The organism is Serratia sp. Ae19-1 (genome assembly GCF_059801225.1).
In genome coordinates this window covers 69,514-84,054 of sequence record NZ_JBCHWD010000005.1, presented here as the reverse complement: position 1 = coordinate 84,054, position 14,541 = coordinate 69,514, and the positions used below count along the sequence as shown (strand labels likewise).

General features: G+C 61.6%; 14 protein-coding genes. 2 read left to right on the top strand and 12 right to left on the bottom strand.

Annotated elements, in window-relative coordinates:
* Positions 1-35: 35 nt before the first annotated feature.
* Both AAIE04_RS15615 and trxC read right to left on the bottom strand, forming a co-directional pair.
* Positions 36-725, bottom strand: a complete 690-nt coding sequence (locus AAIE04_RS15615) for a tRNA-uridine aminocarboxypropyltransferase (RefSeq protein ID WP_211130329.1) — start codon at positions 723-725, stop codon at positions 36-38.
* Positions 726-838: 113 nt separating this feature from the next.
* Positions 839-1,258, bottom strand: coding sequence for a thioredoxin TrxC (gene trxC / locus AAIE04_RS15610; protein WP_004928868.1), 420 nt, complete (start codon positions 1,256-1,258; stop codon positions 839-841).
* Positions 1,259-1,465: 207 nt separating this feature from the next.
* On the opposite strand from trxC, the gene AAIE04_RS15605 reads away from it, so the two are divergent.
* Positions 1,466-2,554, top strand: coding sequence for a tRNA/rRNA methyltransferase (locus tag AAIE04_RS15605; protein ID WP_019455597.1), 1,089 nt, complete (start codon positions 1,466-1,468; stop codon positions 2,552-2,554).
* Between the two features lie 59 nt (positions 2,555-2,613).
* Here the strand turns inward: AAIE04_RS15605 and emrB are convergent, their stop codons facing one another.
* From emrB to AAIE04_RS15570, 7 genes are all read right to left on the bottom strand, one after another.
* Positions 2,614-4,152: a multidrug efflux MFS transporter permease subunit EmrB gene (gene emrB, locus AAIE04_RS15600; RefSeq protein WP_019455596.1), complete on the bottom strand. Its 1,539-nt coding sequence runs from the start codon at positions 4,150-4,152 to the stop codon at positions 2,614-2,616.
* Positions 4,153-4,169: 17 nt separating this feature from the next.
* Positions 4,170-5,342, bottom strand: coding sequence for a multidrug efflux MFS transporter periplasmic adaptor subunit EmrA (emrA, locus tag AAIE04_RS15595; protein WP_198637349.1), 1,173 nt, complete (start codon positions 5,340-5,342; stop codon positions 4,170-4,172).
* Between the two features lie 23 nt (positions 5,343-5,365).
* The gene (locus AAIE04_RS15590; RefSeq protein WP_025160250.1) at positions 5,366-6,817 is read right to left on the bottom strand and encodes an efflux transporter outer membrane subunit; all 1,452 of its coding nucleotides are present in this window, start codon (positions 6,815-6,817) and stop codon (positions 5,366-5,368) included.
* Between the two features lie 28 nt (positions 6,818-6,845).
* On the bottom strand, positions 6,846-7,364 hold the full coding sequence (mprA, locus tag AAIE04_RS15585; protein WP_025160249.1) for a transcriptional repressor MprA: 519 nt from the start codon (positions 7,362-7,364) through the stop codon (positions 6,846-6,848).
* A gap of 151 nt (positions 7,365-7,515) precedes the next feature.
* Complete coding sequence (gene ygaH / locus AAIE04_RS15580; protein WP_019455592.1) at positions 7,516-7,863, bottom strand: L-valine transporter subunit YgaH; 348 nt, start codon at positions 7,861-7,863, stop codon at positions 7,516-7,518.
* Entirely contained in the window at positions 7,853-8,599 is a 747-nt protein-coding gene (locus AAIE04_RS15575) for an AzlC family ABC transporter permease (RefSeq protein WP_198637348.1), read from the bottom strand. The genes ygaH and AAIE04_RS15575 overlap by 11 nt, the downstream gene beginning before the upstream one ends.
* A 121-nt stretch (positions 8,600-8,720) precedes the next feature.
* A complete protein-coding gene (locus AAIE04_RS15570; protein WP_498577307.1) occupies positions 8,721-9,920 on the bottom strand; it encodes an MFS transporter in 1,200 nt (399 codons plus the stop codon).
* Positions 9,921-10,025: 105 nt separating this feature from the next.
* Between AAIE04_RS15570 and AAIE04_RS15565 the strand changes: the two genes are divergently transcribed.
* Complete coding sequence (locus tag AAIE04_RS15565) at positions 10,026-10,904, top strand: LysR family transcriptional regulator (RefSeq protein WP_211130331.1); 879 nt, start codon at positions 10,026-10,028, stop codon at positions 10,902-10,904.
* A 30-nt stretch (positions 10,905-10,934) separates the two neighbouring features.
* Here the strand turns inward: AAIE04_RS15565 and proX are convergent, their stop codons facing one another.
* The 3 genes from proX to proV all read right to left on the bottom strand — a co-directional run bounded on the left by proX (position 10,935) and on the right by proV (position 14,307).
* Positions 10,935-11,936: a glycine betaine/L-proline ABC transporter substrate-binding protein ProX gene (gene proX, locus AAIE04_RS15560; RefSeq protein WP_498577306.1), complete on the bottom strand. Its 1,002-nt coding sequence runs from the start codon at positions 11,934-11,936 to the stop codon at positions 10,935-10,937.
* Between the two features lie 69 nt (positions 11,937-12,005).
* Entirely contained in the window at positions 12,006-13,112 is a 1,107-nt protein-coding gene (gene proW / locus AAIE04_RS15555) for a glycine betaine/L-proline ABC transporter permease ProW (protein WP_154747725.1), read from the bottom strand.
* Positions 13,105-14,307 (bottom strand): glycine betaine/L-proline ABC transporter ATP-binding protein ProV, encoded by a 1,203-nt coding sequence (gene proV / locus AAIE04_RS15550; RefSeq protein WP_063919959.1) that lies wholly within the window; start codon positions 14,305-14,307, stop codon positions 13,105-13,107. The genes proW and proV overlap by 8 nt, the downstream gene beginning before the upstream one ends.
* Positions 14,308-14,541 lie beyond the last annotated feature (234 nt).

Sequence of the window (14,541 nt, the reverse complement as noted above, 5' to 3'; positions counted from 1 at the left end):
TGGCAACGTTACGCCTGATTTTAGGCGCTTTATGGCTACATTGCTGTGACCGGTGCCTCCGGCCGGGTCGGTTTTCCCGCCAGATACTGTTGACGGAAATAGCGGAAATGCTGATTCAATCCGTCAGCGGCCGGCAGATCGCCCGCCTGTTGCAGCAGGGCGGCGGCCACTTCCGCCGTACAGTGTTGCTCGGCGCGGCTGGCTTCGCGCAGCTGATAATCCGATGCGGTGTCGACGTTGAGGGAAAATACCGGGAATTGATTAAGGTACGGGCTTTTACGGAACATTTTGCGCGCTTCCGCCCAGGTGCCGTCCAGCATGATGAACAGTGGCGGTTTGCCGCCGGCGGGCAGCTCGCTGAACACCGGGCGTTCGGCGTCGGCGTAAGAGGCGGGGAACACCACGTAAGGCTGCCGCGTCGGATCGTTGATGGCCGCCAGCAGGGCGGGATCGATCTCGGTGCGCGACCAGAGGAACGCCTGGGTGTCCGGCAGGATATCGGCGATCAGGCGGCCGGTATTGCTGGGCTTGAGCGGCTCGGCGCCGAACATGATCAGGCAGAAACGGCTGCCGGCCTGCTGCGGGCGAATGGTGTCGCACAGGCAGTTTTTATGCGGCAGCAGGCAACCCTGACAACGCGCCACCCGGCAACCGCGCGCCAGAAAGGGGCGGGTGGCGCGGTCTAAACGGAATTGGCGCAGGCGAAGTACGGCGTTGTCGGTCATAACGATCCTGGGGAAAAACCGCTATTGTAACGCAGAAAAAAGCCCGCCGGGAGAGGCGGGCTCGATCGGGGGCGTTCGCGCGCGATGGCGGGATACGGCCTATACTTGCCGAATCACACCAACTCGTTGAGCCAGTTGTCAAACGGCGCTTTCGGCATCGCGCCGTTAAGCATGTCGACCATCTTGCCCTGACGGAACACCATAATGGTCGGGATACTGCGGATGCGGAAACGGGCGCTCAGCTCCGGCTCGGCTTCGGTGTTCACTTTCACGAAGCGCACCTTGCCGGCGCGCTCTTCGGCCACGTCTTCGAAGATCGGCGCAAAGCTGCGGCACGGACCGCACCACGGCGCCCAGAAATCGACCACGACCGGCAGATCGTCCTGCAGCAACTGGTCCAGCGTGGCGGCGGTGGCGTTGATCACTTCACCGTCGAAGAGCTCGTGGCCGCAGCGGCCGCATTTCGCGTTGTCCGCCAGACGTTCTTCCGGCACACGGTTGGTGGCATTGCAAGCTGCACAAACTGTATTCATGTTGACCTCGGGTACAGAGAAAGCATGGTCCCCGCAACGCGGTTGCGGAGATGTTTCTTTAATGCTGACAATTATCGGCAAAACCCGGCGCATGAACAATGAGGTTTGTTCAATGGATGTGATAGTTGGGAGCTTTTAGCGCAAGTTGGTGGCTTCATGCACCAACATCAGGTAATCTTCGCGCCCTGCGCGTTGGTGGAGAAGACAATGAACGATTCATTTAGTGGCAAGAACGGTAAAGTCAAAGTGATGTACGTCCGCAGCGACGACGACAACGGCGACGACCGCAACAAGAATAAACGTCCGGCCGGCAAAGGCCGTCCGGCTGACGGTGCGCGCTCGGGCCGCACCGGCCAAGACAAGGCGCGCGGTGGCAACGATCGTCGCGGCGCCGACTCCCGCCGCAGTGAAAGCGATCGTCCTCGCCGTCCGGCGCGCTCAGAAGATCGCGGTGGCAACGAGTCGCCGTGGAGAACCGTTTCGCGCGCGCCGAATGAAGAGCCGGCGTTCGATCACGGCGGCATCAGCGGCAAAAGCTTTATCGATCCGGAACAGCTGCGCCGCCAGCGCGCGGAAGAAACCCGCGTTTACGGTGAAAACGCCTGTCAGGCGCTGTTCGCCAGCCGTCCGGAAGCGATCGTGCGCGCCTGGTTCGTGCAGTCGGTCACCCCGCGCTTCCGCGAAGCGCTGCGCTGGATGGCGGCGAACCGCAAAGCCTACCACGTGGTGGACGAGGAAGAGCTGGCCAAGGCTTCCGGCACCGAGCACCACGGCGGCGTGTGCTTCCTGATCAAAAAACGTCAGGGTCTGGATGCGCAGAGCTACCTGAAAACCGCGCCGGCGACCGACTGCGTGCTGGCGCTGGAAGAAGTGGGCAACCCGCATAACCTGGGTGCCATCGTCCGTTCTTGCGCCCACTTCGGCGTCAACGGCGTGCTGCTGCAGGATCCGGCGCTGCTGGAGTCCGGCGCGGCGGTGCGCACCGCAGAAGGCGGCGCGGAGCATATCAAGGCGATCAACGCCGACGATTTCCTGTCGGTGCTGGATACCTTCCGCAAAGCGGGCTACACCATCGTCACCACCTCCAGCCACAAAGGCACCGCGCTGGCGCAGGCCAAGCTGCCGGCCAAGATGGTGCTGGTGCTGGGCCAGGAGCGCGACGGTCTGAGCGACAGCGCCTGGCAGCAAGGCGACATGAACGTGTCCATCGGCGGCACCGGCAAGGTGGAAAGCCTGAACGTTTCCGTCGCGACCGGCATTCTGCTGGCGGACTGGTGGCGTCAGAATCAGGCGTAATCTTTATTCCGCCGGATAAAAAACGGGCGCCTCAGGGCGCCCGTTTCGTTTATTGAAGCTTAGTGAGCGCCGCCGCCCCCGCCGCCGCCGGAGCTGAACGGCGGTTTCGCCACCCACACCAGCGCCAGCAGCACCAGGAATACCCCGGCCGACAGCCAGAAGATCTCGTTGGCGGAGATGATCAGGCCCTGCGCGGTGATCTCGTTGGCGATGTAGGCCGACGCCTGCTGCTTGCTCATGCCGAGCTGCTCCAGCTGCCGGTACATCTCCTGCGACTGTGGATTGTACGGGTTGACGAACTCCGTCAGCTGCGCGTGATGCTGCGATTCGCGCTGCGTCCACAGGGTAGTGGTGATCGAGGTGCCGATCGAGCCCGCCAGCGTTCGCGTAAAGTTCGACAGGCTTGATGCCGCCGCCATGCGTTCCGGCGGCAGGCCGGACAGCGTGATGGTGGTCAACGGCATGAAGAAGCAGGCGATGGCGAAGCCCTGAACGAACTGCGGCCAGGCCGAAGCGCCGAAGTCCATGCCCGGTTCAAACGTATAGGCGCGCCAGTAGAAGCACACGGCATACATGATGAAGCTGAAGGTCACCAGCTTACGCATGTCGAGCCGGTTGCCGAACTTACCGATGATCGGCGACAGCAGCACCGGGATCAGCCCGACCGGCGCCGAAGCCAGCCCCGCCCAGGTGGCGGTATAGCCGTACACCTCTTGCAGCAGCTGCGGCAACAGCACGATGGCGCCGAAGTACAGCATGTAGGCTAGGCTGATGCACAGACAGCCGATGGTGAAGTTACGCGACTTGAACAGCGACAGATCCACCACCGGGTGGTCGTCCGTCAGCTCCCACACCACCAGGAACAGCAGCGCCACCACCGCCACCACGGTTAGGGTGATGATCTCGGTCGAGTTGAACCAGTCCAGCTCCTTGCCCTGGTCGAGCATCACCTGCAGCGAACCGATGCCGACGATCAGCAGCACCAGGCCGACGGTGTCGATCGGCTTGATCTCGGTTTTGGTTTCTCGCCCCTTCAACGTCGCCATCGCCGCCATGATAACGAAGGCGCCGATCGGGATGTTGATGAAGAAGATCCAGCCCCAATGGTAGTTGTCGCTGATGTAGCCGCCGAGGATCGGCCCGAAGATCGGCGCGACGATAACGGTCATCGACCAGAGCGCCAGGGCCATCGCTCGCTTGGCGGGCGGGTAGTTGTTCAGCAACAGGCTCTGCGACAGCGGGATCAGCGGCCCGGCCACCACGCCCTGGATCACGCGGAAGAAGATCAGCATGCCGAGGCTGTTGGAGATGCCGCACAGCCAGGAGGCGAGGACGAACAGCGCGGTGGACCAGAGGAACAGCCGCACTTCGCCGATGCGCTTCGCCAGCCAGCCGGTGATCGGGATCGAGATGGCGTTCGCCACGCCGAACGAGGTGATCACCCAGGTGCCCTGCGAGTTGGAAGACCCGAGGTTACCGGCAATGGTGGGGATCGCCACGTTGGCGATGGTGGAGTCCAGCACCTGCATGAAGGTCGCCATGGCGAGCGCGACCGTCATCCAGGCGAGCTGAGCGCCTTCAAGCGGTTTCTGTGGCAAGATGGCCTCCCGCGCGCTTAGCCGGCGTTCGCATGGATCACGTCGGCGATCAGCTGATTAACCGGCGCCAGATTCAACGCCAACGCGTTGCTCTGGTACAGCGGTTTATCGCGTACCACGTCGGCCAGCACGCGGCCGTCCAGATTGGCGGTGTCGACGGTCACCAGCGTCGACAGGCCGATGCGCAGCGGATGATCGGCAACCTGCTTGGCGTCGAGCTCAATACGCACCGGCAGGCGTTGCACCACCTTGATCCAGTTGCCGGTGGCGTTCTGCGCCGGCAGCAGCGAGAAGGCGCTGCCGGTGCCCATGTCGATACCGACCACTTTGCCCTGATACACCACGTCGTCACCGTACACGTCGCTGACCACCGTCGCCGGCTGGCCGATGCGCATGTTGGCGATCTGGGTTTCCTTGAAGTTGGCGTCAACCCAGATGTGATCGGCCGGCACTACCGCCATCAGCGGCGAACCGGCGGCGATCTGCGCCCCCACCTGCACGCTGCGGCGCGAGACGTAGCCGGTGATCGGGCTGATCACTTTAGTACGCTGCAGCGCCAGCCAGGCGTCGCGCATCTGCGCGGCGGCCTGTTGGATCGCCGGCTGCTGTTCCAGCGGGGTATTCAGCACCATCGCCTGGTTGGCGTTGTATTGCTGCACCGCCACTTCCAGCGCGGCCTTGGCGCTGTCGACCGCATCGCGAGCGTGTTGCAGCTCTTCGCGGCCGATGGCGTCAACGCTGCCCAGCACCACGCGGCGTTTCAGATCGTTCTCGGCCTTACTCAGATCGGTCTTGCGCAGGGCGATATTGGCCTGATACTGCTTGCTGTTGATGATCAGCTGGTGGGTTTGACGCACGCTGTTGGCCAGGCCGGTCTTGGCGCGTTCAAACGCCTGCTCGGCATCGGTCGGATCGAGCGTCAGCAGCACGTCGCCCTGTTTGACGTAGTCAGTGTTGTCAAAATTGACGCTGTTCACGCTGCCTGACACCTGGGCCATGATCTGCACCTGGTTGCCGGAGACGTAGGCGTCGTCGGTTTCCTGGTGATGACGCAGCACCAGGAACCAATACACTAAGTAAGCCACCCCTATAACAATGAAAATAGCCGTCAACAACAGCAGCCAAAACTTGCGCTGCTTCTTTTTGCCGTTGGGCTGCTGCGGGTTTTGGATTTCCGCGCTTGCGCTCATGGTGTTCTCCAAGCCTTATATTATTATGCTTTCGAATCCGCTGCGGCCGGGGCCTGATAGCCACCGCCCAGCGCGCGGATCAGTCCTATCTTCGCCTGCAGTAAATTGCTGCTGGCATTCAACTCCGCCTGTTGCTGCTGCAATAGCTGCGTCTGGCTGGTCAACAGATCGTCGCGCCCGATAATCCCTGCCTGGTAACGGGCACTGGCGACCTGGTACACCTGTTGCATCGACTGGGCCGCGGACGCCGCCTGCAGCTGCTGTTGCGCAGAGCTCTGCTGGATAGTGATGGCGTCGGCGGTTTCCTGTACCGCATTCAGGATGGTTTGGTTATAGGATTCCACTGCTTCGTCATACAGCGCGGATTCCTCGCCCAGCTTGCTGCGCAGCGCCCCGGCGTGGAAGATCGGCAGCGAAATCGCCGGCATCACGTTCCAGGCCTGGCTGGCCGCTTCAAACAGGTTCGGGTTGGTGCCACCGACATTGGTGGTCATCAGACCGGCGAAGGCTGAAATGGTCAGGCTGGGGTAAAACTCTTTGCGCGCGGCGCTGACGCGCTGGCTGTAAGACTCCACCAGCTGGCGCTGCGCGGCGATGTCCGGGCGCTTGCCCAGCAGATCCGCCGTCAGCTCGCCCTGCGGCGCCATCAGGTTGTCGGCGGGCAGCGGCACCTGACGCAGGTGCTGCATGGCGTTCGGCCCCTGGCCCGCTAGCGCGGCGAGCTGGTGTCTGAGCTGTTCGATTTGCGACTGCAACTGCAGGATCTGCTGCTTGGCGGCATCGGACTGCGCCTGGGTTTGTTGCGGCACGTCGACGGCGGTCAGGCCGGCCTGATAGCGTTGTTGGCGCAGCGCGGTCAGGCGTTCATTGTTGTTCACTTCCTGCTGCAGCAGCTTCTCGAGCGCCAGGTTGCTTTGCAGCTGGTAGTATGCGGAGGCTACCGAACTGGTCAGCGTCAGCGCCGCCTGTTCCTGCTCGGCGCGTGCGGCGTTCACTTGCGCCTTGGCGGCGTTCACCTGGTTGCGGTATTTGCCCCACCAGTCGAATTCATACGCCAAATTTAACCCCAGTGAGTTGGAGCTTTCATAGATGGGTTTTTGTGGATACCCCAGCCCCATATTGACGTTTTGCGGTATGCGCTGGCGCTGGGTGCTGGCGTTCAGATCCAGGTTCGGCCCGTTGGCTGCGTTGGCTTCGCCCACCACGCTCTGCGCTTCACGTACGCGGGCGGCGGCCTGGCGCAGGGTCGGCGAGCTTTGCAGCGTCTGCGTCATCAACGTGTCCAACTGCGGATCCTTGAGGGCGCGCCACCACTGCGGGCTGACGGCCAGCGAGCTGACTTTCGGCTGAGCCAACTGCAGGCTCTGCGGATCCATCAGCGTGGATTGCGGAGCAATATTATCGGTCGAAGCGCACCCGGCCAGCAGCAACACGGCGAACAGCGGGGTGAATCTCCAGTTAAATGGGGATCGCATAAGTAGGTACCTGAACAGAAATTGTGAATTAGGATAACTGTTCTGTGATTTCCATTTGATCCAGACGTGCCAGCAATTTGCGCGTCAGCTGTTCCAGCTGTTTTTGCTCATCGTCGGTCAGCGTGGACCACAGGAAATGCAGACATTGGTGCTGCGGCGGCAGCAGTTGACTGAGAAATTCTTCCCCCTGCGGCGTCAGATGCAGATGCAGGCATCGGCGATCGTTGTCGCTTTCCCGGCGCTCGATCCAACCGCGTTTCTCCAGCTCGTCGGCGATGCGGGTTGCATTGGTGCGCGAGGAGCCTAAGGCAGAGCTTAGCTCAGAAGGTTGGATGCTGTGGCTTTCCTGCGCATCCAGGGTAATCAGCGCCATAAACAGTGTTTCGTTAATCCCCTGCGCCTTCAGCATTTTATTGCGATTTTCCAGCAATTTACCTTGCATGTGCATGCACAGGCGGGTCAGCAGGATTTCCTGATAAGGGAAATCTTTCTGCCGGGTGGCGCGGAAATTCAGCATTTGTTCTATGGGGGCAAACGAGCTTTCCATAATTTAGGGCCTCATTAATTTCGTTCGAGATAGTAACGACGGTGACAAATAATGTAAATGTTCAGCCGTGCGGATAATTTAGCAATTCGTGTCATTTGTCAGTGTTTGTAAAGATGCGGCGCATGAAAACGCCAAATGGCCGGAAGCGGTGTCAGCCCGGACCGAAAAGCATTAACAGTTTTAATGTGACGCCAAAGGCCGTCGCGCCGAGCAGCGTCGACAGAATGATGCTTTTGCTGCGGTAGAAGCACAGCGCCAGCGCGGCGAAGCCCGCCAGCGTCGGCAGCAGCTTGTCCGGTTCGCGCATCACCACCGGCGTGCTGGAGACCACCAGCAGGGCGCAGATCGAGGCGATGCCGATGCTGTCGAGCAGCAGGGCGGCTTTACCGCGTTTGATGCCGGGTTGGGCGCGCGCCGGCGCCAGCCGCAGCGGCAGATAACGGAACAGGTAATTGGCGCAGCCCACCACCAGACCAATCACCAGCACATCAGTGTTCATGAGCGGCCTCCGCATGTGCGGGTTGGAACAGGGCGGCGACGCAACCGGCGCCGATGCCGGCCAAAATGGCGACCGGGATGGAGAACAGCACCACGCCGAGCAGCGCGCCGGCCAGCGCGGCGGCGATGGTCAGGCTCTGCGGGCGCCGGAAAGCGGCCAGCAGGAAGCTGAGAAACAGCGCCGGCAGCATGAATGAAAGCGAGGCTTCGATCACCGGGAACTGCTCCAGCGGGCCATTGCCGAACAGCGCGCCGAGCGCGGTGCCGGCCACCCAGGAGAGCCAGGAACAGAGCGCGATGCCCAGCATCCAGTTTTCGCTCCAGCTGCGGTTATTGCGCATTAGCTTGGCGGTAGCGGCGGCGAAGACCTCATCGGTCAGGCCAAAGGCCCATATCGCCGTTTTACCGGGCGACATACGCGAGACGATGCGGTGGCGCAGCGCCGGGCCGTACAACAGATGGCGCACATCCATCGCCATCACCGTCAGCGCGGAGACCCACAGCGACATGCCGGCGCTCAGCAGGGCGGTGATCACGAACTGGCTGGCGCCGGCGTAGATGATGCAGGAGAAGAAAATGCTTTCCAGCGGGGAGAAGCCCAGCTTGACGGCGCTGAGGCCGAAGGCGAACGCCACCGGGACGTACCCGATGACGATCGGCAAACTGTCGACGACGCCGTTGGCGAAGGTGGCGCTGACGGCGGGCGGAGTAAGGCTGTCTGCAGCTTGGCTTTGCATGGTTGTGGGTCGCAGGGTAGATAGGGTTTCAATAGTTTATGCCCAGAACATTACCAGAGAGTAAGTAATGTTTATACCCTGCACCGCTAATAAATTTCTTTGGTTACTATTTGCAAGGTAATCAGATTGTCGCCGGCCCCTGCGGATCGTGGCGTTTGCCGAGCCACCAGGTCAGCAGGTTGAGCAGGCATAGAATCCCCCCGGCGGCGGCGACACCGTACCAGCCGGCATGCTGATAGGCCGAGGCGGAGAGCAGCGAACCGAGAGCGCCGCCGATAAAGTAGCTGGTCATATAGCCGGCGGTCAGGCGGTTGCGCGTGTCCGGCATGATGCGATACATCACGCTCTGGTTGGTGACGTGCACCGCCTGCACCGCTAGATCGAGGATCAGGATGCCGGCGATCAGCGCCCACAGCGATTGTTTAGCCAGCGCGATAGGTATCCACGACAGTAGCAGCAACACCAGGCCGACGGTGGTGGTCAACCCGGCCTTGCCTTTGTCCGCCAGATGACCGGCGCGCGAGGCGGCCAGCGCGCCGGCGGCACCCACCAGGCCGAACAGCCCGATCACGCCCTCGGAATAGTTGAACGGCGGTGCGGCGAGCAGAAAGGCCATGGAGGTCCAGAGCACGCTAAAGTTGGCGAACGACAGGGCGCCGAGAATGGCGCGGGTGCGCAGCAGCGGCGTGCGGCAGAACAGGCTGAAGATCGAGGCCAGCAGCTGCGGGTAGTTCAGCCCGGAGTGTTGCTTATAGCGCGGCAGTGCGCGCCACAAGACCAGCGCCATCAGGATCATCAGCACGCTGGCGACCCAGTAGATGGTGCGCCAGCCGCCGAACGACGCCAATGCGCCCGCGACGGTACGCGCCAGCAGGATGCCGAGCAGCAGGCCGCTCATGATGATGCCGACGGTCTTGCCGCGCTTTTCCGGGTGGGCCAACGTGGCGGCCAGCGGCACCAGGATCTGCGCCACCACCGAGAACAGCCCGGTGAGCGCGGTGCCGAGGATCATCATCGGCAGCGTAGCGGAGGTGGCGGTGATCAACATGCCCCCGGCGGCCAGCAGCGTCATGAACACGATCAGACCGCGGCGTTCGAACATGTCGCCGAGCGGCACCAGCAGCAGCAGGCCGGTGGCGTAACCCAGCTGCGCGGCGGTGACGATAAAGCCGGCCTGGTTGACCGACAGGTTGAAACCGGTGGCGATGGTTTCCAGCAGCGGTTGTGCATAGTAGTTGCTGGCGACCGCCAGGCCGGTTGCGATGGCGATCAGCACGGTCAGCGCCGGGCTGAGGCCCGGATGGGCGTTTTGTTGGTTCATGATTTTTTCATCACGGGAAAAAGATAGCGCGCAGTATCCGGCAATGCGCATTGGGAAACCAATGTATAATTTTCATTTGATTTATCTCATTTCAAGATAGATGCCATGAACCTGAAACAGATCCGCTATGCGCTGGCGGTGGCGGAAGAGCAGAGCTTCACCCGGGCGGCGCAGCGCTGCCATACGGTGCAGTCGGCACTCAGCCACCAGATTGCCAAACTGGAAGAAGAGCTGGGCTGTACGCTGTTTGAACGCACCTCGCGCCGGGTGCGGCTGACGCCCGCCGGCCAGGCTTTCATTCCGTCGGCGCAGCGGCTGTTGGCGGCGCAGCAGGCGCTGGTGGAAGAAGTGACCGCCGCCGGTGATGCGGTGTCCGGCACGCTCACCATCGGCACCATTTCAACCATAAACGCGATTGATCTGACCGAAAAGCTCGACAAGTTTCATCGCCACTATCCGGCGGTGAACATCCGCCTTTACGTCGGCATGAGCGAAGCCCTGCTGGAGGACGTGCGTCAGCAGAAGTGCGATATGGCGTTCGTCGGCATCTGGCCCGGCGATGTCGACCTGTTGCCGATGTCGCACCGACAGCTGACCGATGAGCCGCTGGTGGCGTTGGTGGCGCCGCAGCATCCGTTGGCCAACCGCGAGCGGGTGAATCTGCAGGCGCTGGCGGAAGTGCCGCTGGTGGATTTCTACAGCGGCACCGGCGCGCGGCGTCAAACCGATCGCGCCTTCCTGGCGGCGGGTATCCGCCGGCATGTCAGTTTTGAGATCGATCATATCGAGTGGCTGGAGAATCTGGTGCGGCGCGGGTTGGCGGCGGGGATCGTACCGATCTCGACCGCGCAGCGTCTAAGCGCGCTGGTGTCAATTCCGATTGAAGACGGGCCGCGGCGCCAGGTGTACTGCATTTGGCCGCAGCCCTTGTCGAATGCCGCCGCACGCTTTTTACAGTTCAGCGGCATCGATCTGACGGGGTGAGGGGCGCGCGGTTGCGGCGCCCCCGAGCGGTTACGGCTTCGCCGCGGCGGCGGCGGTTTTCACCCAGCCGTCGAAGGTTGCCTGGTGTGCCTTGATCCAGCCGTTAACGTGGTTTTGGATGTCGGCTTCCGAAGCCTGGCCTTCGTGCATGCGCAGGTTTTGCGCGTTGATGTCGGCGATCGGCAGCTTCATGATGGCGAACAGCTTGGCGGCCGCCGGGTTGGCTTCGGCCCACTGTTTGTTGGCGGCGATGCGCATGGTGTTGACCGGGAAGCCGTAGTTGGCGCCGTTAGGCAGCTTGGTATCGACGTTTTTCTGCTCGCCCGGCAGGGAGGAGAACGGCACCTGCAGCCAGACCACGTCGCGGCCCGGTACCATCACATCGCTGACCCAGTACGGCGTCCAGGTGTAATACAGCACCGGCTTGCCCTCTTTGTAGCGGGTGATGGTGTCGGCGATCATCGCCGCGTAGTTGCCCTGATTGTGTTCGACGGTGTTGCTCAGGCCGTAGGCCTTGATGTGGTGGTTGATCACCGCCTCGCAGCCCCACCCCGGGGTGCAGCCGGTCAGATCGGCCTTGCCGTCGCCGTTGGTGTCGAACAGCTTGGCGATCTTGGGATCCTTGAGCTGCTCGACGTTGGTGATGTGGTACTGCTCGGCGGTTTTCTTGTCGATCAGGTAACCCTGCGCGGCGCCGTTGACGTAGACGCCTTCTCGGTAGAACTTGGTGTCGCCGCCGGCGGCCTTGTACTGATCGGCGTGCAGCGGATCCCAGTTGACCGCAATAAAGGTCGCGTCGCCGGAGGCGATGGAGGTGTAGGCGACGTTGTAATCCACCTCGCGCGGTTCCTTCACGTCGTAACCCAGTTTTTCCAGCGCCTTGCTGACCAGCAGCGTCTGGAAAGTCTCTTCGGAAATGGTGCTTTGCACCGGCTGTACCGCGATCCCCTTACCGGGTAAATCCGCCGCAATGGCGCTCTGTGTACCAATCAGCGTCGTCAGGGCGAGAGCCCAGATGCCCGTGGTGCGCATAGTGTTTCCCCTCTTTCAATGTGGTGGTGTCATAGCCCGCCGGGGCCACAGCCGCCGGCGGGAAAAGCGTCAGGCTTGTTTGATGAACGGACGGGTAAGCAACCCGATAGGGCCGCGGCGGTACCAGCGGCCGATGCCCTTGCTGCGGCGATCGCGCCCCAGCGATTGGGTGAGGCGATCGAGAATGATCGCCAGGATCACGATGCCGACGCCGCCGACGGCGGCCAGGCCCATATCCAGCCGGCCGATGCCGCGCAGCACCATCTGCCCCAGACCGCCGACGGCGATCATCGAGGCGATGACGACCATCGACAGCGCCAACATCAGCGTCTGGTTCACGCCGGCCATGATGGTCGGCATCGCCAGCGGCAGCTGCACTTTGAACAGCAGCTGGCGTGGGCTGGCGCCGAAGGATTCGGCGGCCTCGATCAGATCCTCCGGCACCTGCTTGATGCCGAGAATGGTCAGACGCACGATCGGCGGCAGCGCGAAGATAATGGTCACCACCACGCCCGGCACGTTGCCGATGCCGAACAGCATGACGATCGGCACCAGATAGACGAAGGCCGGGGTGGTTTGCATCGCGTCGAGCAGCGGCCTTATCACCTTGGCGGCGTGCTTGCTGCGCGCCAGCCAGATGCCGAGCGGCAGGCCGATAAGGATGCAGAAGAACAGCGCGGTCAGCACCAGTGCCAGCGTGACCATCGCCTGCGACCAGGCGCCGATGGCGCCAATGGCGACCAGGGAGAGCAGCGTTGCGGCGCCCATGCCGAAACCGGCGACCTGCCAGGCGAGCAGCGAGAACACCAGAATGGCGATCGGTGCCGGCATGCCCAGCAGCAGTTGTTGGAAGCCGCTCAGGATCATGTCCACCGGCACGCGGATGCCCTGGAACAGCGGGCGGAAGTGCAGCACCAGCCAGTCGATGCCTTGCGTGACCCAGGCGTCGAACGGCACCCAGGCTTTGTGGAACGGATCGAGCAGGCTGAAGTGCTCCGGCTGGGCCGGGGCGCTGCTCAGCCAATCGGCGCCTGACGCGGCGGCGTCATGGGCGGCCGGCGGTGGCGCGCTGGACCAGGCGTCGCCGGCGTTGGCGGCGGCATCGTGAGCGGGTGCGGCGCCGGTATCGGCCGGTGCGGTAGCCCAGGGATCTTGGGTTTGCGTGGTATCACTCATTGGCGGAGCCCTCCTTGTCCAACGCCTGCAGCAGCATGGCCTTGGAGATGATGCCGAGATAGTTATGTTCTTCGCATACCACCGGCACCGCGCACGGAGCCTGGGCGACCAGAGAGATCAGATCGCTGAGCGGCGTGTCGGCCGGCACGGCGGCGGGCGCTTCGAGCAGGGCATCGTCCAGCGTCTGATTGGCGGACAGCGCCTTTTTCAGCGACTCTATCGACACCACGCCGATAAATTTCTTCCCGCGTTCAACAACATAACCATAATCACGGTCCTCATCGCGCAGCAGCTGCAGCGCCGAGCGTGGGCCAAAGCCGGGAGTTTTGCGGATCAGCGTTACCGGGCGTCGTTGGGCGATATCCTTGGCGCTGAACACATGACTGATGTCCACACCGCGGAAGAAAGTGCGCACATAGTCGTTGGCCGGGTTATTCAGGATCTCGTCCGGCGTGCCGACCTGGATCACTTCGCCGCCCTGCATGATGGCGATGCGATCGCCAATGCGCATCGCTTCGTCCAGATCGTGGGAAATAAATACGATGGTGCGCTGATGCTGGGCCTGTAATTTCACCAGCTCATCCTGCATCTCGGTGCGAATTAACGGATCGAGCGCCGAGAAGGCCTCGTCCATCAATAATATATCCGGGTCGTTGGCCATCGCACGGGCTAATCCCACGCGTTGACGCATGCCGCCGGATAATTCATCCGGATAAGACAACGCATAATTCTCCAGCCCGACCTGGCGCAGGGCGTCCAGCGCTTTTTCCTGGCGTTCTTGCAGCGGTATGCCGGCTAATTCCATACCAAAGGCGGTGTTATTCAGGACATTCATATGCGGCATAAGCGCGAATGACTGAAATACCATGCTGATCTTATTTCGCCGCACGGTGCGCAGCGCGGCGTCGGATATTTTGGCGATGTCCTCACCGTCGATCAGCACCTGACCGCGGGTGGGTTCTATCAGACGATTGAGAAGGCGTACCAGGGTGGACTTGCCGGAACCGGAGAGCCCCATGATGACAAATATCTCGCCTTCTTCAATGGCCAGAGTGGCGTCTTTTACGCCGAGCGATAAGCCGGTTTTTTCCAACAGCCGATCTTTTGTCAGACCTTTATCCAGCAGTTTGAATGCGCGTTCCGGGTGTTCGCCAAATATCTTATACAGGTTCTTTACTTCGAGTTTAATTGCCATGCAATTTGCTGTTTCCTCTGGTTTAATTAAAGCGTTATGGGCTGTCCTTAGCAAAATAAAAGAGCTTTTTACCCTAACACAGTGAATATCTGAGACAACCCTCAATGTCATTTAAATGGGATATTAGTGGTTTACATCAAGGTTTTAATTAGTTATGGTAATTTGGCCCGTGACTCAAAATTGCCGGCCGTTATTCGCCATCATGATTGGTTTTAGGAGGGAATAACACGGCGT